The following is an 18,454-nucleotide window of genomic DNA, read 5'->3' on the forward strand; positions in this document are numbered from 1 at the left end:
CCACGAGCCGCGTCGGCAAGCCAGGCTGCCCCAACCCTGTTTGGCAGACCGAACTAAAGCGCTCATCCAGAAACTTCCAGTCGATCAGCGCCGCCAACCGCACCAGCGGGTGACCCAAGTCGATGATCTGATCGAGCGCCGGAAGCAGCAGGTCTTTCTGGCGATCGTCCCGCGGTTTGCTCATCGCCTTCCCCAATGCCGATGACCCGACATCAGGGAATCACGAATCGCCCAAAAGCAAAATCCCAAAACGCAGGAAAACGAGGTCCAGCACCCCACTTTCCTGCAAAATCGAATACTACATCAAGACCAATTCTGCTTACTTCTCAGACCGATCCGTATTCTTCACGGACGACTATCTGATCTTTTTTGTGGACGGCGTGTACCAGCAGCACGCCGCAGTCCTTCGTTTGACGCCCATTAACCTCGGCGCCCGGCTCGGTGTGAGGAGACTAGCGCCTCGTCGCCCCAACACGCCCGAAAGATCGTCAACCATGTTTCAATTGCGTCGGTAGCGGGCCCGACTGTGATCGAACTGGTCGAACGACCAGGTTCGGGGGCCAGCTCGTGCTGGCGGACCAGCTCGAGCGACATCTGGTGAGGGGCGCGGGCATTATCAGAAATGCGTATGAATGCAGTGAGTGAGTGCTTGGGAACGGCTGAAGGCTGTCATTCTATTTCGTTGGTGGTGCCGGTTGATTTGCAGACGATGGCCGAGACTTCGGCCTGCAGGAATGCGATTTCGGTGGCGAGATTTGTCAGATGATGTGCTGTTGCTTTGGCGCCGCGCTCACCTACGAAAAAGAAATGACCGCCTGATACAGTACGCGTGAGGCGGCGTGGCAAATCTAACATGAGCGACCGCAACTGCTCCCAAAGCTGGTTAGGGAAAGTGCAAAGACCGGGGCATCCGCTAACGTAGCGCTCGAAGACGTGCTGTGCGTTCAGGAAACCCCAAGTGAGTGAATCGGTCAGCGCGTGGCGCGCATCAGAAGGCCGCGTCGGCGCTATTACACCCGTCAGCGGATGGGAACCAAAATCGAAAGTGCCGAGTTCGTCCGTCACTTCTGCAACCGAAACGACCGCGCTGCGCGATCGCAGATATTGCGGCTCTCCGCGCAGCAGAAGCGGGGTATTCACACGATAGTCGCGTTGATAGACATCTTCGGGGATGATCACGCGCTCGTTGTCGGCCGATTGGGCAGCAAGTTCAGCACACCAATTTGCGTGACGCGTTGGTAGACCGGGCTCATCGGCCGAGAGATCCCACAAGCCCGCCTCCGTCACCGGCTCGCCCCTCTCGAAGACGGGCACCAGGCCGGGAAGCGGAGCGCTCGCAGCGAGCGAGATAAAGCCGATCGGCGGCAAACCGCCTCGGGAGAGACCTCGACAGACAGAGCGCGCAACCCGCCCCGCCATGCTCCAGCCGGCCACAACGACCCGCCGTGGCGCCGGACACGGGGCCAAAAGGCCGAGGGTGATCGCGGTCACGGACGCCCCCCAGTCGCTCACGGTCATCTCGGGATAGAGGTGGGGAAAGGTGGGATGATCACTGGGATAGGAGACCGCGAGAAGCCCCCATCCGACCTCTCGCAGCCAGAAGTCGAGGAAGTCCCGTGGATCCGCGCCCGGGTGGCCATATGCGACCCGGGCCAGATGGCCACCGCCAGGCAAGAAAACGACGGTTGGGTTAGTGCCGGTCGGCGGGCGCCAAAACACAACCGCAGGAAACGTGCCGCCATTCATAAACAGCTCGTTCGAAAATAGCGCGGCCGCCGATCTGGGGACGGCCTCTGAAATTGTCGGCGAACAGGCAACCACCCCACTTCTCCAATGATGGCGCGACTTGTGGTCCGGAAAACGGCCCGCCGGTTTTGGGCGTCTCGAACCGAAGGTATGCTCGTCTTGGCGGGCATGGATGGATCGCTACAGGCCGGATGGCACCGCTCACCTTCACTCTGCCGCGACTCTTTCTGCTGCCACTGGGCTCTCGCGACCCATTAGGACGCCGACGCATACGGAATCGGTGGTTCGCCCTCCGTCGTGATATGCCATAGGACACGCCGTTCTCGAGAGTCGAACGCCTCACGTCTATGAAGCGTATAACTGTTATCGAAGACGAAGAGATCATCGACACCTATCACGTCACCCCATGTGTCGTTATAGGCTTCGACGTATGTCCATAGCAGGTCAGAGAGCTTCTCACTCTCTGCGCTCGTCAAGCCTCCGATAAGGCATTGTCGCTGGCGCGGGAGATACAAGGATGGTCTTCCACTATTGGGATTGAGGCGCACGAGCGGAAAGCTGGGCCCTATATGCCGACGATCGGCCCCTTCGGGGAGTGCTGCAATTTGCTCGGCATATTCGGGAGCGAAGTTATACTGCGAATAATGGATGCAACTCAGTTGGCTCAGATAGGATGTCAAGCAGCGAGGCAGGCGATCATGGACATCGGAGAGGTTCATGAAAAACGTCTTCGGTGGATTTGTTTTGGGCGACTCGCGTCCGTACAAGAACGTTAACTTGACAGGCTGTGGCAGATAGGTGCCATCGGTGTGCCAGTAATTCTCAGAGGAACCACCGTCACCGATCGGGCGGCCATCATCATTCGCTACGTTCGAGACGACCTTGATTTCAGGATGGCCAGGCAAATGCGCGCTACTTGACGCTGCGGCGCGCTTCAGCGTCTTTGTATGGCCGAAGGCTGACGCAAGCCTGACGAATTCGCTTGGTGACAGATGCTGACCGCGAAAGCGAAGCAAAAGGTTCGTTGCAAGCGCTTCGCGAAGCGCAGCGACAACGGCGGCGTCTTTCGATTCCGCCAATCTGCGGAGATCAACGTTGGCGACATCAGCGCCGATCGCAGAAGAAAGCTTTGTTATTGTGAACATCGGAGTTCCTTTTCCAACCATAACCATTCCAGCGCTTGCCCGGGGAATGCCTGTGCATGCGACGAGAGGAGAATTTTGATAGCCTCGGCTCGCCTATTGTTTGACGGCCCCTCCGGTCAGTCCCTCGACAAACCAACGTTGGGCTACAAGGAAGGCGATGGTGAGCGGGAGCACCACAAGAGTGGATGCGGCCATCAGAGGACCGTAGTCGCTGCCGGCCTCCTCGTTCTTGAAGACCAGAATGCCCAGCGGCGGCGGCATCAGGGATTGATCACGTACGGCGATCAGGGGCCAGAACAGGTCATTCCAGTGCCCGACCACCGAGAAGATTGCAAACGCGATGACGGCCGGTAGTGCCATTGGCACCATGACCTTCCAGACGATAGCGAGTTCAGAGAGACCGTCGAGACGGGCAGCGTGCACGACATCATCCGGAATTGTCTTGAAAAACTGTCGAAACAGAAAGATGCCGAAGGGTGAGACGATATAAGGAAGAATCAGCGCGGTGTAAGTGTTGAGGATGGCGAGCTTGTACCCGAGGATGAATAGCGGCAGCGAAAGCACTTGGTGCGGGAGGATCAGACCGGCAAGCACCATGCCGAAAACGAGGTCGCGACCGAAAAATCGCAGTTTTGCAAGCGCGTAGGCGCAAGGAGCGCAGAGGAGAATTTGCAGCGCCAGGATCAGACCGCATACCATCAGGCCGTTGCCCATGTAGCGGAGCAGCGGCGCTTCAGACAGCGCTTTTTCATAGTTTTCGATGCCGTAGAATTGCACGGGCCAAAAGGACAAGGACGCGTGGAATATCTCGCCCGGCGCTTTGATCGAGAGCGAAATCATCCACAGGAAGGGAACGAGTATCAACGCTCCTGTGACGAGTAACACGACATGGCGAAGGATCCCGGCAAGCGAGGAAAGGCCTTTGACGGAAGTAACCGCGCTCATTGGTAATGCACCTTCCTATCCATGACGAGCGCGTTGATCAGCGTGAGAGTTCCGACCATAACGAGAAAGACGACGGCGATGGCGGCGCCATATCCGGTGCGCAGATACTCAAAACTCTCTCGATAGAGGGTGTAGAGCAGCACTTCGGAGGCATCTCCAGGGCCGCCCTGCGTCAGTACCTTCACCGCGTCGAAGCATTCCAAGGCCCGCAGTGCCACGACAATGACAACGAACATCGAGACCGGCCCGAGCAAGGGCAGAGTGACGGTGCGTAGGCGGTCAATCCATAAGTCGGCACCATCGACCTCGGCCGCATCGTAGAGATCTCGCGGGATGCTTTTGAGGCCCGCGAGAAACAACACCATCGCATAGCCGAGATTTTGCCAGATCCCGAGAGCGCCCAACACCGGGAGGACGGTATTTTCATTGCGCAGCCAGTTGGCGGTCGGAAGGCCGACGGCGGCGAACATCTGGTTCACGAGGCCTATCGTGGGATGCAGCAGCGCCTCCCAGACAATGGCCATAGTCGTGACCGTCGCCATAAAGGGCAGGAAATGGATGGCCCGATAGAACGAGCGGCAGGATTTTCCGCTTTCGATCAGAAGTGCAACCGTAAGGCCGGCAAGCAGCGTACCCGGCACGACGATCAGAACATAGACAGCGGTGTTGGCGAGGGAGGCCCTAAAGGTGGCGTCCGCGAATGCCTCACGGTAGTTGGAGAAGCCGACGAAGGAAAACGAGCCCGCCCCGAGCTGCCAATCGGTGAGCGCGATGAAAAACACCCCAATAACCGGCAGCAAGAACAGCACCAGCAGAAAGAAGACCGCAGGGCCAGCCAGACCGTATCCTGCGAATGCCACCGCAAAGGCTTGCCGACGAGCTGGAGAGACCGCAAGACATGACTCTCCACGCCGCGTTAAGGACCGATTATAAGCGTTTGAGAAAACATGAGGCTCGCTCATCGCGCGGCCTCCCGGAACGGAGCGACGTATCTGCAGACAGGATCCGCTTCCCGCCGTAAGCGCCGTCCATCCCGTGTAAACAGAAGAATGCGATCCGGGCTCGCGCCGACGTGCAAGGTCTGGCCGGGCGCGATATGCGGCGCCCGCTCGGCCACCAGCCTTGCGATCAACGGCTGATCGATGCCGGCAAGACCGAGATGTACGAACAGATCTGATCCCATGTGCTCTACCATTCGCACCGAACCTGTCAGCACTCCCTGGCCGGCGTGGTCTGCGTGATAAAACGCCTCCGGACGAATGCCGAGCAAGAGCTGCGTCCCTGCTAGGGCATCGGCTTCGATCGGGATCGTCGAGCCAGCCACGTCGATCAGGCCGCGTTCGCGCATCACGCCATCAAGCAGGTTGATCTTGGGCGAGCCGATGAATTCGGCAACGCGGCGATTGTCTGGATCGGAATAGATGCTTTGTGGTGGAGCAACCTGCAACAACTCACCGTCGAGCATCACCGCCACGCGGTCCGAAAGGGTCATCGCCTCGGCCTGATCATGCGTCACATAGACGAAGGTGACCCGGAGCCGTTGGTGCAGTTCCTTGATCTCGGCGCGCATCTGCACGCGCAGTTTGGCGTCGAGATTGGATAGGGGCTCGTCCATCAGGAAAACAGCTGGATGGCGCACCATCGCCCGAGCAACCGCGACACGTTGGCGCTGGCCGCCCGAAAGTTGCCCCGGTTTGCGCGACAACAAGTCGCCGATCCCGAGGGACTTAGCCGTACGGGAGACTTCCACGCCGATGTCCGCCCCGATCTGCGCCGTTGTTGGCAGAAGACGGCCGAGAAGGGGGAGCCTCTGTAAGGCAGAGAGCCGACGCATCCGCAACGGCAGCGCGATATTCGACGCGACGCTCATATGGGGATAGAGTGCATAGGACTGGAACACCATTGCGATATCCCGCCGCTTTGGCCGCACTCCGTCCACCACGCGCTCGCCGATCGAGACGGAGCCGGCGTCCTGCGTCTCAAGTCCGGCCAGAATGCGGAGCAGCGTCGACTTACCACAGCCCGATGGTCCCAACAGCGTCAGGAATTCACCATCGGCTATCGACAGCGAGATGCTGCGCAGGACCGGCGTCTGACCGTAGTCCTTACTGATACTTTCGATCAAAACCGATGCCATCGCATCACTTCCTCGCTGGCATGAGACTCTTTGCGCAAGCTGAGGACCTTGAAAACCCATCGTGCTACAGCTGGATGACAGATATCGAATAAGTAGATGGAAGTCCCTGCAATATGCGATAGCCGCGGTACTGCGGGGCTAAACAGCCTGGCCCTAAGCAGCGTCGCCGAGATCGCTTGACAACGGACCGCCCGCAGCGAGCGCGCCTTGGCGCTGCTTTCTTAACGGTGCGCCGCGCAAATTCTGCGTCGTGAGGCGGAACGCGCTTCGAGTCCTGTTGATCGTTTCGATTTGGACCAGAGAATTCACACGTCTGCGCGGCGTCCAACGCACAAAGCGCCGAGCAAATCGCTCCGCTGGTGAAGCGCGGCTGCGAAACCCGCCGTCGTCTTCGGCGATGCGACGCAAGGCATCGCAACTTGCGATCGTTTCACCCAACAAACACGAATGTCTGTTTTGTTCGCAGCTTTGCCAACGAGTAGAAACCGCCAACAATTCTGCGTCAAACTTCAGGTGCTTCCATTGTCTCTCGTTGCAGAACGGCTCAAGGCTTGTCCGTTCCTCCGAAGCCGAGGCCATGTGCCGCGCGAGCCGCCGAGCTAGGCGCACAAGGCGTGGACGTGATCACACTCGGTCAGGGCGAACCCGATTTCGAAACCTCACTTGCTGCCTGCGAGGCCGGCATCTGCCGCAATCCACGACGGGCCGACGAAAAGCAACACGCTGGTAGGGAGCAGGCAGCTGCGCCGGCCAGTCAGCGAGACTTCAGTCGCGGTCACGGGCTCGATTCCAGTATCGATCAGACCACGGTCTTTTGCGGCGCGAAGCAGGCCGTGTTCGACGCAAACTTTGCAAGTCTCGATGCCGGGTCAATGGCGATTCAGAGGCCGACGCAATGACTGGTTGGTGCCTTCTGTATGGCGCAGTACCTTTGACTCTGGTCGAGGCCATCAATCTCGTCCAGAGTCGGAGCTTTTTCCGTAGGAGCTCGATCGCGCAATATGCAGCTGTCGAGGCGCTGCCTGGCGTCGGGGGTCATCTGAGGCAATTCGCGCGCGTTCCGCAAGGCCGCGCGCTCGTGGTCACTAAGCTGAAGCAGCGGAAAGACCATCGCCTTACCTGTCGCATTCTACGCTTCTTCTTCCTGCGCCGGTGACCGGCAAACGCACAGCAGCCGGTAAGGGGTGACATGACAGCCATGTTCGCCATGTATCTTCTCGATGCGTTTGAGTCCCCTGGTGCCCCCCGGCGGCTTCCTGGCCTCGCCCTACATTCGCATCTCTCATGCTTCCTCGCTTGAGGATCTCACCCGCGCCTGCGATCTGATCATCACCGCTTGCGCCGCCCTAACTTGAAAGACTTCAGATGTCTCCTGCCAAATGCCTGCGCGCCCGGATGGCCGAAAGCGGTCTTGTCCACATTATGGCAGCTCATAGCCCGCTTTCAGCGATCCTCGCGGAGGAAGCCGGCTTCGATGGGCTGTGGGCCTCAGGTTTCGAACTTTCCGCACTTTATGGCTTGGCTGACATGAGCCTGATCTCGATGGCGCAGCATCTGGATATGCTGCGAGCAATCGCCGGGCGCACGACGATACCAATCGTGGCCGACATCGACACAGGCTATGGCAATGCGATCAATGTCATGCATGCGATTGGCGAATATGAAAGGGCCGGTGCCAGCGCCGTTGTCATCGAGGACAAGACATTCCCCAAGGTTACGAGCCTTGCTGCGGACGGCCGCCAGCAACTGCTACGCGTCGAGGAATTCCTGGGCAAGATCGAGGCTGCTCTCGCCACAAGACGAGATCCAAATTTTCTTGTGATTGCGAGAACCGAAGCGCTCATCGCCGGCCTTGGCGAAGCTGAAGCCTTAGACCGCGCCCAGGCATATGTGAAGGCTGGTGCGGACATGATCCTGATCCATTCAAAGAAGAAGGATCCTGGCGAGATCGAAAGCTTTTCACGCGCCTGGACCGGTTCAGTGCCGCTGGCCATTGTGCCAAATGCTTATCCGGACCTGGATGCCCGTCGGGTCAAGGAGTTGGGTAACGTTCAGATGATGATCTATGGCAATTACGGTATCCGGGCTTCAAGCACGGCCTTGAGGGACACCTTCCGGCGCATCATCGCTGATGGCGGCGTCCAGAACGTTCACAAGAATATTGTACCGGTAGAGGAAATCTTCAGACTCCAGAGAATGGGCGAGGTTCAGGCAGCTGAAACGCGCTTTCTGCGCTGATGCAGGGCTGAAGGCTCCTCGAATATTGCCTGAACGGCTGTCGCTGCAATCTGGATGTTTTGCGCCGGCTCATTTCATCGGGGCTGCAACTCCATTTCGTTGAATAGAAGGCCATCGGCTCCCTCCCAGCGAGCATCTTTCTCTTTGGCTCGAGGCCATTCGCGCAAGTGGGCAGCGGAATTGAACAGCTGCCGAGCCAGCGGAACGACCAAGCTCCAGTCAGCGCCGGCAAATCCCGCGCCGCCACAAACTGATACACAATCGACATACCAGCATCCGAGGAGCAAGGATTCGGTGACACGCATCGAATCATTCGATCGAAACCCCCAATTTGGTGATGATGTTTTTATGTCGGTTATAGCCTGTGGTTTGATGGCCATCGAAATGGCTGCCTTCGCGCATGAGAGCTCTTGCGCTTGTGGCTTACAATGTGCGCGGGATCCGGCGTCCAGCGCGGTATTCCGCAAGAGCAATTGGCCTATGATGCAGGTGTTGATCGCTCCTATATGAGCGGACTTGAGCGCCAACAGGCGAACCCGACAATCGATCTTCTCGATCGCCTTGCCGGGACGCTCGGCGTAGCCGTATCCAAGCTTTTTGTTCGGCCCCAGGGTGCGACGCCACCCGCTACCTTACCTAAAGGTCGCAAGCCGAAACCGGCACGCAGTAAAAGGACCTAGCCGCCCTGACAGCACCGAGCCGTTGACGCCGATCTTGTGCGGTGACCAAGTATCAATGCGCTCCCACGCGGATTTTGTGCGCAGCCGACCCTTGATTCGCGGCAATCCGGCTATGGACATCGAATAATGTGATGGATCTTCAATCTGGCGCCGGAGCAGACAATGGCGGCTCAAGACGATGAAGTTCCTTTAAATGCCATCCGCGCTTTTGTGACCGTCGCACGCGAAGGCAGCGTCACGCGCGCCGCCAGCAGCTTGGGAACGACGCAGAGCTCGGTCAGCCGCTATTTGTCCGTCCTGCGGGACTATCTGGGTGCGGATCTCATTGAGCGGCGTGGGCGGCGCAGTGATTTGACCGAGTTCGGACGGCTATTCGCTAACGCAGTCTCTGAACCGCTCGAGACAGTCGGCTTCACCGCCAAGAGAATGCGGCGGCGGGCGGCCGCGGGCACCAATCGTATTGTCGTTCGCACATCACTATCGACTTTTGCTTCCTCGCTTCTGATCCCAAATCTGCAAGCGTTCTCTTCTGAAGCGGGCGGCGTCATCGTGGACGTCGTCAGCTCTCTCTCGCGGCCGACATCTTCGGACGATTTCGATATTTTGATTACACGCGACCTGTCCGTCATCGAACCCGCCGACAGTTGGGAGATCTACAATGAGGAGCTGGTATGCGTCGGGCCGCCAAATCTGGTCGCGGGCAGAGAACTCTCGATCGTTCGCTCAACCCCGATACTGAACATCACATCACGTCCCGACATCCTGCCCACGTGGCTGAGGGCCATGAACCTGTCCTCAAACGACATACGAGCGGGCGCGCGCTATGATCACAACTATCTTGCTCTGCCGGCCGTCATGACAGGAAAATGCCTTCTTGTCGCACCGGAAATCATCGTCAGTGATCTGGTGCGAGGGGGCGCTTTGCAAGTCATCCCCGGCTCACGCGCTCCAAGCGGCATGCAGTATCGGGCCTATGCGGTGGATCGCAGCGAGCATCCCGAAATCGCTCGTTCTTTTTGCCGATGGTTGGCTCGTCTTTGCAAGAAGGCTGCACTTGCGCAGGCTGCCTGACGCCTAGCAGGCGCCCCTCTACAACTCGAGATCGATGCATTGCCCGCTATTCAAGTCGAGAGCACTCAACTCGAGAAAACCATCCGAGCAGAGTCGTCGAACCCTTACGAAGATAGCGCCTCTCTGTTGCAGCTATCCAGACGCCAGAGTGATAGATCGGAACGCAAAGATCTCATCCTATTGGCGATCGTGCCATGCCAGAAGAATTGGCTGCACAGAACGGAGGTGTGCCGTTGATCGCCCAAGAGCTCGTGAACGGTCGTTCGTGCGTCTGCCCTTGTTGAGGATGCGCGGCAGCGAAGGCGCATGAGGCGCCGCCCCAGTTTAACAAGTCGAATGGTTCGGCTGCGCAAATCGTCTGTTTTCCAGCCCCGCTCAGCAATACGATGGCTTCCAAACAGGCCTTTCGCGATTTGGCGATAGCTATTTCCTTCCTGCCATCCATCCAGTGCGCGCAGCGCGAGGATCAACCGCCGCTGCTGCAAAGCCGGCACAGCAAGAGGAGGCGTGCCGAGCGGCCGACGCTCAAGCGCTAGCCAAAGTCGACGCGCGGCCTGCACGCGAAGCTCGAAATTGGCGTCGAGCGGCAGATCGAGGACGACAGCAGATCCGCTCGCCGGAAGCTCGCTCAGCCAAAGGCGATGCTTCGTGCCGCCGAGCGGCACCATGGCATGCCATCCATCCGGCGCGCGATGAAGCGCGCCGCCCGACAGATTGGCGAAATCGAGGTGGTAGCTTTTGGGCGCGCCCCAGGTTGGCCGCCCGCACAGCTAGTACCGTCGGCAGCACCTCGGGTGCCCAGAAGACTACTTGCTTGTCGAAAGTCTTTTGCGGATCAGCTGGAAAACGAGAGCCCCCACTTCCGCCGGAACTGGCCCGCCGCTGCGCTTGAACGTTCGCGGTGAGATAACCGCCTATAACCCTCTTGGTAGTCGCGATCTCGGCGCAGCCACTCCCAGGCCAGGTCGGCCGCTTCTGCGCTCTTGAGGCCGCTATATGCCTCCTCAGATCTCCAGTCAGTATTCGGCATCTCTCCATTTCCCGCATGATCTTCACACGCGGTGAACTGCAGCCGATGATTGTGGCGCTTACGGCTGCATGCCGTACCGTGTGCCCGCCTTGCATGCACTTTATCGATGCCACGATCATCTTTTGCGATTGCTAGGAATTCTGCGGATCCTGCGACCCGCCCTGTTCATTCCTTGGGCCAACCACATCGGAGCAGATCACGATAGCCGTGGCCCGCTAGGTAATAGCGTGCTCCTTGTCATATGACGTGATCAGCTCGCCGGCCTCGATGACAGGATCGCGGATCTTAACAAAGAGATCGCGCGACGTACTCGTGAGGACGGGGTATCGCGTAGGCTGATGACCATTCCTGGCATTGGCCCGATCTCCGCTACCGCGATTGCTGCTCTAGCACCGCCAGCCGAGACTTTTGCCAAAGGCCGTGACTTCGCGGCCTGGCTTGGACTAACGCCTCTTCAAAGATCGACGGGCGGTAAGCAGAAGCTCGGCGGGACATCCAAGATGGGCGAACGCACGCTTCGGCGCCTCCTCATCATCGGGAGCAGCGCCGTCGTGCAACAGTCGAGCAAATTGGGTGCGCCAAAGGGTTCGTGGCTCGAACAGATGCTGGCTCGCAAACCGCGCATGCTGGTAACCGTGGCGCTCGCCAACAAGATCGCGCGGATCGTCTGGGCGCTACTTGTAAAGCAGGAAAACCACAGAGCTCCGGTCGCCGCCAAGGCGTGAGCCTAGCGGGCCTGGGGTCGTCGCAGGTGCAGTCGGTTGAAGGAGAGTATGGCGCAACAGTCGGCGAGACGGGGCTGGAAGACCCAGATGTACTCATCGTGCCTGGAGCACGTCTTTATGATTTGGTTCAGGTCCGACAGATGGCAGCATCGCGCGCACCTGCCGATCATATCGCACATCGCTGCTTTCGGTGGATTTGTCAGACGACAGGAGGACCAGTCGCTCGCCGATCTGCCAGACCGGCACCTCCTGGGCCGTGCCGATCCGCCGGGCTCGGCAGCCCGCCTGACTCAATACGAGCGCCAGGTGTTCGCCTTTAGGCGCGCGGCGACGCAGATAGCCAGCCAATGCGACCTCGCCCAGGTCGTCGACTGCGGAGAATCGCGGATGGCTCTGTTCGAACGGATGGGTATGCACCAGCACGACGCTTCGTCCCAGCGCGCGGGCACGGTTGGCGACTTCGACGATGAATGCAGGTCGAAGCGTTGCCGACACCTCATCGCGATGCTCGTAAGCCGAATCGGCGACGCTCTCTACATCGTCCACCAACCATGCGTCGGTGTGCGGATCGTGCACCGAATAGGCTACCCCGCAGCTCTCGAGTGGCGCTGAGGCCAGCAGGTCGGCCGAGGCCCTGCGATACGCCGGCCAGGCGAAACGCAGTCCGCTCATTGCAGTCGCCTTAGGCGATCGGCGATGGTGTTCATCCAGCTTGAGAGCGTGTCGCGGTTGGGATTCCATGCTTGGCCATTCCAGTCCCGGTTCCGCGGTTTCCGGGATAATGTTGTTGTTGCCGGCATTGCACGGCATGCGTCCACTCTCGAGCATCAGATCGTTGTCCGCCCAGAAGCAGTCGGGTGCGGCAAAGGGGTAGCCGGTCGGAACCGGAAAACGGATCGAAGTCGCAGCCCTGCTCCAGCCAGGCAGCAGCGAGATCGAACCGATCGTCACCAGGATTGCGCCGCTCGGCAGTTCTTGCGTACGCACATCCGGCCAGCGCCGACGCAGATCCTCGATCTGGATTTCAGCGGCGCCGCCCATCAGCCGAAGTTCGCCGTCGGGGCCGACGAGAAGCGAAGCGGACCCTTGTCCTTGTCTAACGAGACCCGTTCGTCATCTCCGATAACGCGATCGGGATCGTTTCCGTGCCCTTCGAGAACAAGATCTTGAGAGGAATTCCACTCAGCAACGCGCGCCTTAATTTGCAGCCCTGTCAGTGCCGGCCGGTCGGTCTCGTACTTCTTGCCGCCGACAAAGAAGAAGTACATCTGCTGGTGTCCGTTCTGCTTGTCACACATCTGTTCGCCTCTATTGTCTTGCACCCACGGCGGCTTCCCGGCCGAATATGCGAGTTCCCGCAAATCACACGATGCGGGCTCCGGCCCGCGTGTCAGGCCGTTGTTGTACGAACAGGATCTGTGATTTCCTTGGAAATGCGACTGACCGACGCCGAACGGCGAACGAGAGAGGCTGAAGGGCTCAGGATCCACGCTCTTGCGGCGTCGGCCGGCGTCGGTTCTCGTGGCGGGCGCGAATCGGACGCCGCGATGGGTTTCCCGACAATCCAAGGTCACGCTGCCCAAGTGGCTTGCGCCTGAAGCCGAAGAAACCGGACTCACCTCCAAAAAGCGCCGCCGCTAGAACGTTCGCTTTCCCCCCATGGTGCATGCACTTGTCCGGGCGCCCGAGGCCATTTCGAAAGCACCCGGTGCATCCGCGTCGGGAGAGGCGGCATTGGCTGCAGCCACAGCCGATTGGCGGCCAATAGCCGAACTTTAAAGTCGCTCATGCTTGTTTCGAACGCTGCAATGTGAGTAGCACGACAAGTCGACAGTGGCCTTACGATCGCGAGCCGGAGCACTTCCGCTATGGGTTGTTTCCACGTGAGTATGAGCTGTCATCCCACCGAAGGGGCACGGTGATTCAGGTCCTCGATTCCCGTTCAGGTGACTGCGCTCCGCCGATTGTTTTTGTCGGCAGAAATCGGGCCGGTCACTGGGGTGCCCGCAAAAAACGGGGCGCGCCGGGCGGGATTTTTATCAACCGCGCTGAAGCTTTGAAATACGCTCTCTTCAAGAACGGAGGCCATTTAGAGAGCATCATCGAAGTGGCGCGTGAGATCGAGCTCGATATTGCAGCCCGTGAGGAACTGTAGAACACGAAGGATTGACCGCCCTTCGCTGACCCGTCGGAGCGGGGTACTCGTTAACCGATGAGCGTGCGCACTTCAGCCTTCAATTAGGCAGCCCACAGGCTTCCGCGCAGGTTCTGCCGGTCGACAATTATCGGCCAATCATTGCTTCCGCCCGATGAGCTTCACATCGTTATAAACCTGAACATTAGCCGTCCTGCCTCGTTCCGTGCGGCGACCTAAGATGAGAGACGGAAGCACGATCGACTGTTCGATCTGCAGCGGGAACGGAAGCGTGACCGTTAAATTAAATAAGACGCTGACGCCGCGCCTTGACGACGCACTGGGTACGGCTGGTCGTTTCCAGCTTTCGCATCGCATTTTTGACATGAAAGTTGACGGTGTTCTCGCTCACTTCCAGGATGACGCCAATGGCCCAGGATGACTTCCCCTCCTCGACCCATCGCAAACACTGCCTTTCCCGTTCCGACAGCACAACCTCTTGCACATCCGCCATAAATTTCTCCTGGAGCCGAGAGGACTAGAACGCAATCAGCAAATGCCATACCACTCAGTGGCACCCGCAAACTCTCGCGGCAGGACAAGCTCTTGGGAGATTGCCGGTCCATTCTCGGGAGACTGCCATCCAACTGCAGTGCCCTATCGACGGGATTGCGACATATGTCGTAAACGCAACAGCGGCATTTACCGACAATTGTAGCAGTCGATCTTTGCGTCAACGTCTGTGTGAGCTGGATATCACCCTTTGACCAGGCGCTCCTCCCGCCAGGGGTGAGTCCTCTGTGAAGGGCCGTAGCACCCGGCTCGCGAGCCGCAATCCTTCATTTGCACCAAAGCTTTCCTTTCCAGCGTGTCGCCTCGGGCAGGGACGCGGATGGCATCGAGGTATTCAGCATAGCCTGGCGCACCGCCGAGTCTTCCGGAGGACAACGGCCGGCGGCCCTGATCGGCTGCATCTGGCGCTTCAGGCGGCATTTGGCTGGACGAATAGCCATCTCTTCCAGTTCCTGGCTGGCGAAGGGCGTTGGGGTATCCTTGATCCCGATGGTGATTTTGGTGCCCAGCCCACGATGCCCGCAAGGCGCGCCAGGTCCATGAGCCGAACCTCGGCCTCAAGCCGTTTGAAGACGGCTGTCTGTCGAATATTGTTGCCGGCAGGTCGAGGGCCAGGCAAAGGCGCAGCACCGTGGCGCGAGCGCATAGCGATGGTATCGCGGACCACGATCCAATAATCGTCATGCTGACAAAACCACACGCGCATTGAGATGGGTCGCGTCATTGGAAAAATCGATTTCGTGCCCGCCCCAGACAATTAACTGAGAGCTGATGATGTTGTAAGCCACCACTGCCGCTCCTTGCACGAGCGCTGCTGTTGACATGGCCTCATTCTGCTCATGCTAAATTCGATAGCTTGATTGTAAACGCTATTTGCTTAGTCGGACGCGTCATGGGCCCGACAGCATGTTGCACACCCGACATCAGAGACTCTGGGGCCTTAGGCCGGGGCAATCATTGGCCCGCGGAGCCCTGGGCGCAGCCGAACCGCGTCCCGCGCTCGTCTCGATAGCGGACGAGGTCGATGATTTTTCACCCCGAGCTAGGGGGCTTCGTCCGCTGGGGACCGGAGGCTCGAGGAGCGATTAGACATCATCGCTGCGCGGCTGCGCCGAGATGTACGAATTCTGTGCCTCAGTCAACTATCAACTCTCGTAATTGATCTAGATGACAGCGCCGTGTCACCTATCGAGTGATGAACGTCGGCCGGTCAACGCACAGGCAATCGGCATGCAAGACCACTCGCCATCTCTCCTCGCCAACGGCCCTGATCAATCCGCTGCCCCCTCACTTATTGAACTGCTGCGCGCTCAAATCAGTTCCAGCAGCGAACTTTCCTTCCTCATGGAAGCGCATGATGGACTCTCCGCCGCGATTGCTGAGCGCGCAGGATTCAACGGTCTCTGGGCGTCGGGCCTGTCGATCGCCTGCTCTCTTGGATACCGCGACGCCAACGAGGCGTCATGGAGTCACCTCGTCGAGGTGGTAGAGCGGATTGTGGACTCAAGCCAACTTCCTGTCCTGGTTGACGGCGACGGCGGCTTCGGGAATTTCAACAATGCTCGCCTGCTGGCGCGCAAGCTCCTCCAGCGCGGCGCTGCCGGCGTCGCACTGGAGGACAACTGTTTTCCGAAGATTAACTCCTTTGTTGGGGATCGGCACCCCCTCGCCGATATCGACGAATTTTCGGGCCGCCTCCGGGCAGTGAAGGATACGGTCGCAGATGACTTGGTTCTGGTGGCAAGGATCGAGGCGTTGATCGCTGGGTTTGAGATGGACGAAGCACTCTTGTGCGCTCACGTCTACGCCGACGCGGGAGCCGATGCGATCCTCATTCATTCGCGTAGGAGCACCGCGGATGAAATGCTTTCGTTCGCGCGCGCTTGGCAGAACAGATTGCCCCTCGTGATCGTTCCGACGAAATACTACCGAACGCCGATCTCTGTATACCGTGAAGCCCGCATCTCCACGGTGATCTGGGCCAACCACTCCATGCGAGCGGCAATAGCCGCAATGCGGCAAGTCTGCCGTCGCATCATCGCTGAGGAAAACACCGCGAGCGTTGAGCCGAATATTCCTTCTCTCGACGAAGTCTTCGAACTTTTGAAGTACGACGAACTCCCCCGTGCGGAAGCGTTATATCTGCGGCCCCGACGCTGAATTGCGCAAATAGGATTTCGTCGACACCGGAGTGTATTTTGCCGAAGACCTACCGTCCTGGACTTCCTGCTAGCTGGCCAGGTGCGACTTCAATCTCAAATGGCTTTCATTGTACTGAGGTTTCCTTAGATGGCGTAGCACGCCTCACTCGGCTGAAATACGCATTTTGCCATCTGGGCAGCAGCTCGAGCATCGGATCCATGGCCACCCTCCTCTTTGGAGAAGGACCGGCGAGGACCATTTGTCTGCCTTCACGCTTGGGGTTCATTTTCAAAGCCTCCGGCAGGCTTGATTTCGCTTCAGGAAGCATACGCTGCGGGCGAAGACACTCGCCGGTGTTTCATCTTAGCGGCGCGACGAAAAGGAACTAAATGGTTACCGACGCCCCCAAGAACGCCATTATTCTCGCCGCTGGCTGCGGCTCTCGCCTGCGTCCTCTGACAGATCTGCGGCCGAAGCCGCTCATCGAGGTCAATGGCACTTCGATTCTTCACAACGCTCTGCGCAATCTGGAAACCGTCGGCGTGGAAGAGGTGACGATCGTGGTGGGCTACCGCAAAGACGCCATTCAGTATGCCTGCGGCAGCCGCTTCGGCGGACTCAGAATCAAATATGTCGAGTCGACTGTTTTTGACCGCACCGGAAGCGCCTATTCCTTGTGGCTGGCGCGCGACGCTCTTCTGTCCGGAGACTGCTTTCTTCTCGAGGGCGACGTCTTTTTCGAAGAGGATGCGTTGCGCTACTTGATAATCTGCCGGAGCACTGACGTCGCTGCAGTCGTTCCCTTCGATGATTCAATGGAAGGATCAGCCGTTCTGTTGTCGCAGAACGGCTTCATCTCAGGCTTTCGATTGAAGCAAACCGCGTCAAATCTTGTTGCGGATGGCCCAAAGCTATTCAAGACGATGAACCTATTACGTCTCTCGGCGCCGACACTCAAGGCAACGATTGTTCCGACGCTGGACGATATCATCGCCGCCGGGGCCAGGCAAACCTACACCGAAGAACTTTTCGGTTATCTGATAGAAAGACGAGGTTTACAGCTCGCAGCGGCGCGATGCGATGGCCTCAGTTGGTACGAAATTGATAATGCTGAGGATTTGCAAATTGCCGAGCGCATTTTCAGGAACCGAATGAACGCCTACACGCCGACACGTGATTCGCAGACTAGGTGAGAGTCCAATGCTAAAATACCTTTGGGATCCAGCGAACGCCATAACAATCACAGGTCTCCTCTTTTCCTCCACCAGCCTATTTCTTGCTCTCTCTGAGCGCCTCGAGCTATCTGTGGCAGTAGCGCTTTGGGCTGTTCTATCGGACCACCTCGACGGGTTTGTGGCGGGTCGTACGAAGGGTCGCGATCCAGATGTTGCAAAGATGGGAGCGAGCCTCGACGGGTTTGCGGATATTGTCTATGGAGCCGTTCTGCCTGCGGTAATTGTGGTACAAGTCAGCCAAGCCTCACCTCTCGCTCTTGCGACCGCAACCACGCTACTGGTGGCTGGTGCAATAAGGCTTAGCTACTTTGCGAACTTTGGCAGGTCGTGCGATGAATGCTTCTTGGGCGTTCCCTTGTCTTACGACGTGCCGCTCCTGGCGCTCTTTTTTCTTCTTAAGCCTCTCATTCCTAATGAAGCATTTTCTGACGTCGTGAACATTGGCTTCTTGCTGCTCGCTATGGCGCATGTCGCGCCTGTTCGTGTGCCACCACTCAGCGCAACAATGTATACGGCGATAAGCATCTTCGCCGTCGCATCATCGGTGGCTTTAGCCAGTCGGTCCTTTTGATTGGGGAGGGAAGTATGATCCAGCGAGTGAGCTGTTGCGTTGCAGGGTTCCCTAGCATGCAGGTCACGAGATGACGCAATAG

21 protein-coding genes and 2 pseudogenes are annotated in these 18,454 nt (G+C 58.5%); 10 read left to right on the forward strand and 13 right to left on the reverse strand.

All coding sequences use genetic code 11. The annotated features are described in order from the left end of the window. From GA0061098_RS40385 to GA0061098_RS44425, 7 genes are all read right to left on the reverse strand, one after another. Window positions 1–184, reverse strand: a 184-nt coding sequence (locus tag GA0061098_RS40385) for a transposase (RefSeq protein WP_488226174.1), incomplete at its 3' end; no start/stop codon positions are given. Between the two features lie 485 nt (window positions 185–669). Then, window positions 670–1,746, reverse strand: a complete 1,077-nt coding sequence (locus tag GA0061098_RS40390) for a hypothetical protein (protein WP_091967213.1) — start codon at window positions 1,744–1,746, stop codon at window positions 670–672. Window positions 1,747–2,000: 254 nt separating this feature from the next. Continuing rightward, complete coding sequence (locus GA0061098_RS40395; protein WP_165637926.1) at window positions 2,001–2,891, reverse strand: TauD/TfdA dioxygenase family protein; 891 nt, start codon at window positions 2,889–2,891, stop codon at window positions 2,001–2,003. Between the two features lie 93 nt (window positions 2,892–2,984). Continuing rightward, window positions 2,985–3,836, reverse strand: coding sequence for a carbohydrate ABC transporter permease (locus GA0061098_RS40400; protein ID WP_091967217.1), 852 nt, complete (start codon window positions 3,834–3,836; stop codon window positions 2,985–2,987). Next, the gene (locus GA0061098_RS40405) at window positions 3,833–4,798 is read right to left on the reverse strand and encodes a carbohydrate ABC transporter permease (protein WP_091967219.1); all 966 of its coding nucleotides are present in this window, start codon (window positions 4,796–4,798) and stop codon (window positions 3,833–3,835) included. Before GA0061098_RS40405 ends, GA0061098_RS40400 begins: the two co-directional genes overlap by 4 nt. Beyond that, window positions 4,795–5,973 (reverse strand): ABC transporter ATP-binding protein, encoded by a 1,179-nt coding sequence (locus GA0061098_RS40410; RefSeq protein ID WP_091967221.1) that lies wholly within the window; start codon window positions 5,971–5,973, stop codon window positions 4,795–4,797. Before GA0061098_RS40410 ends, GA0061098_RS40405 begins: the two co-directional genes overlap by 4 nt. Before the next feature lie 153 nt (window positions 5,974–6,126). Beyond that, a complete protein-coding gene (locus tag GA0061098_RS44425) occupies window positions 6,127–6,552 on the reverse strand; it encodes a hypothetical protein (RefSeq protein ID WP_129591075.1) in 426 nt (141 codons plus the stop codon). Window positions 6,553–6,587: 35 nt separating this feature from the next. Here GA0061098_RS44425 and GA0061098_RS40415 point away from each other — a divergent pair, with 35 nt between their 5' ends. The 4 genes and pseudogenes from GA0061098_RS40415 (at window position 6,588) to GA0061098_RS40435 (ending at window position 9,962) form a co-directional block, all read left to right on the forward strand. Next, window positions 6,588–6,872, forward strand: coding sequence for a hypothetical protein (locus tag GA0061098_RS40415; protein WP_129591076.1), 285 nt, complete (start codon window positions 6,588–6,590; stop codon window positions 6,870–6,872). 466 nt (window positions 6,873–7,338) lie between these two features. Beyond that, window positions 7,339–8,211, forward strand: coding sequence for an isocitrate lyase/phosphoenolpyruvate mutase family protein (locus tag GA0061098_RS40425; RefSeq protein ID WP_091967227.1), 873 nt, complete (start codon window positions 7,339–7,341; stop codon window positions 8,209–8,211). A gap of 400 nt (window positions 8,212–8,611) precedes the next feature. Then, window positions 8,612–8,891 (forward strand): annotated as a pseudogene (locus GA0061098_RS47340) (helix-turn-helix domain-containing protein). A gap of 162 nt (window positions 8,892–9,053) precedes the next feature. Continuing rightward, window positions 9,054–9,962 carry a LysR family transcriptional regulator gene (locus tag GA0061098_RS40435; protein ID WP_165637927.1) on the forward strand — a complete coding sequence of 303 codons (909 nt, stop codon included), beginning with the start codon at window positions 9,054–9,056 and terminating at the stop codon, window positions 9,960–9,962. A gap of 104 nt (window positions 9,963–10,066) precedes the next feature. Here GA0061098_RS40435 and GA0061098_RS40440 read toward each other — a convergent pair whose 3' ends face one another. Both GA0061098_RS40440 and GA0061098_RS46655 read right to left on the reverse strand, forming a co-directional pair. Continuing rightward, a complete protein-coding gene (locus GA0061098_RS40440; RefSeq protein ID WP_245323931.1) occupies window positions 10,067–10,630 on the reverse strand; it encodes a DUF2285 domain-containing protein in 564 nt (187 codons plus the stop codon). 167 nt (window positions 10,631–10,797) lie between these two features. Further along, complete coding sequence (locus GA0061098_RS46655; RefSeq protein ID WP_091967231.1) at window positions 10,798–10,992, reverse strand: transcriptional regulator domain-containing protein; 195 nt, start codon at window positions 10,990–10,992, stop codon at window positions 10,798–10,800. A 254-nt stretch (window positions 10,993–11,246) separates the two neighbouring features. Here GA0061098_RS46655 and GA0061098_RS40450 point away from each other — a divergent pair. Next, a pseudogene (locus tag GA0061098_RS40450) lies at window positions 11,247–11,717 on the forward strand (IS110 family RNA-guided transposase); the annotation flags it as partial. 93 nt (window positions 11,718–11,810) lie between these two features. Here the strand turns inward: GA0061098_RS40450 and GA0061098_RS40455 are convergent. Together GA0061098_RS40455 and GA0061098_RS44430 are read right to left on the reverse strand one after the other, a co-directional pair. Then, a complete protein-coding gene (locus tag GA0061098_RS40455; RefSeq protein WP_091967233.1) occupies window positions 11,811–12,758 on the reverse strand; it encodes a hypothetical protein in 948 nt (315 codons plus the stop codon). After that, window positions 12,758–13,291 carry a multiubiquitin domain-containing protein gene (locus tag GA0061098_RS44430; RefSeq protein WP_245323935.1) on the reverse strand — a complete coding sequence of 178 codons (534 nt, stop codon included), beginning with the start codon at window positions 13,289–13,291 and terminating at the stop codon, window positions 12,758–12,760. The genes GA0061098_RS40455 and GA0061098_RS44430 overlap by 1 nt, the downstream gene beginning before the upstream one ends. Window positions 13,292–13,635: 344 nt before the next feature. Between GA0061098_RS44430 and GA0061098_RS40465 the strand changes: the two genes are divergently transcribed. Then, window positions 13,636–13,872, forward strand: a complete 237-nt coding sequence (locus GA0061098_RS40465; protein ID WP_091967249.1) for a hypothetical protein — start codon at window positions 13,636–13,638, stop codon at window positions 13,870–13,872. A 283-nt stretch (window positions 13,873–14,155) separates the two neighbouring features. Here GA0061098_RS40465 and GA0061098_RS40470 read toward each other — a convergent pair whose 3' ends face one another. Beyond that, a complete protein-coding gene (locus GA0061098_RS40470; protein WP_091967237.1) occupies window positions 14,156–14,365 on the reverse strand; it encodes a response regulator transcription factor in 210 nt (69 codons plus the stop codon). A gap of 286 nt (window positions 14,366–14,651) precedes the next feature. Between GA0061098_RS40470 and GA0061098_RS46660 the strand changes: the two genes are divergently transcribed. Further along, the gene (locus GA0061098_RS46660; RefSeq protein ID WP_091967239.1) at window positions 14,652–15,101 is read left to right on the forward strand and encodes an IS1096 element passenger TnpR family protein; all 450 of its coding nucleotides are present in this window, start codon (window positions 14,652–14,654) and stop codon (window positions 15,099–15,101) included. A 3-nt stretch (window positions 15,102–15,104) separates the two neighbouring features. On the opposite strand, the gene GA0061098_RS45475 is transcribed toward GA0061098_RS46660, so the two are convergent. Continuing rightward, window positions 15,105–15,248 (reverse strand): hypothetical protein, encoded by a 144-nt coding sequence (locus GA0061098_RS45475; RefSeq protein WP_165637928.1) that lies wholly within the window; start codon window positions 15,246–15,248, stop codon window positions 15,105–15,107. A 520-nt stretch (window positions 15,249–15,768) separates the two neighbouring features. Here GA0061098_RS45475 and GA0061098_RS40480 point away from each other — a divergent pair. The 3 genes from GA0061098_RS40480 to GA0061098_RS40490 all read left to right on the forward strand — a co-directional run bounded on the left by GA0061098_RS40480 (window position 15,769) and on the right by GA0061098_RS40490 (window position 18,372). Further along, window positions 15,769–16,584, forward strand: coding sequence for an isocitrate lyase/phosphoenolpyruvate mutase family protein (locus GA0061098_RS40480; RefSeq protein ID WP_245323936.1), 816 nt, complete (start codon window positions 15,769–15,771; stop codon window positions 16,582–16,584). A 371-nt stretch (window positions 16,585–16,955) separates the two neighbouring features. Further along, on the forward strand, window positions 16,956–17,759 hold the full coding sequence (locus tag GA0061098_RS40485; RefSeq protein WP_091967241.1) for a phosphocholine cytidylyltransferase family protein: 804 nt from the start codon (window positions 16,956–16,958) through the stop codon (window positions 17,757–17,759). Between the two features lie 7 nt (window positions 17,760–17,766). Then, a complete protein-coding gene (locus tag GA0061098_RS40490) occupies window positions 17,767–18,372 on the forward strand; it encodes a CDP-alcohol phosphatidyltransferase family protein (RefSeq protein WP_091967243.1) in 606 nt (201 codons plus the stop codon). Window positions 18,373–18,454 lie beyond the last annotated feature (82 nt).

Origin of the sequence: Bradyrhizobium shewense, assembly GCF_900094605.1 — a bacterium.
In the GTDB taxonomy this organism is placed as follows: Bacteria; Pseudomonadota; Alphaproteobacteria; order Rhizobiales; family Xanthobacteraceae; genus Bradyrhizobium; species Bradyrhizobium shewense.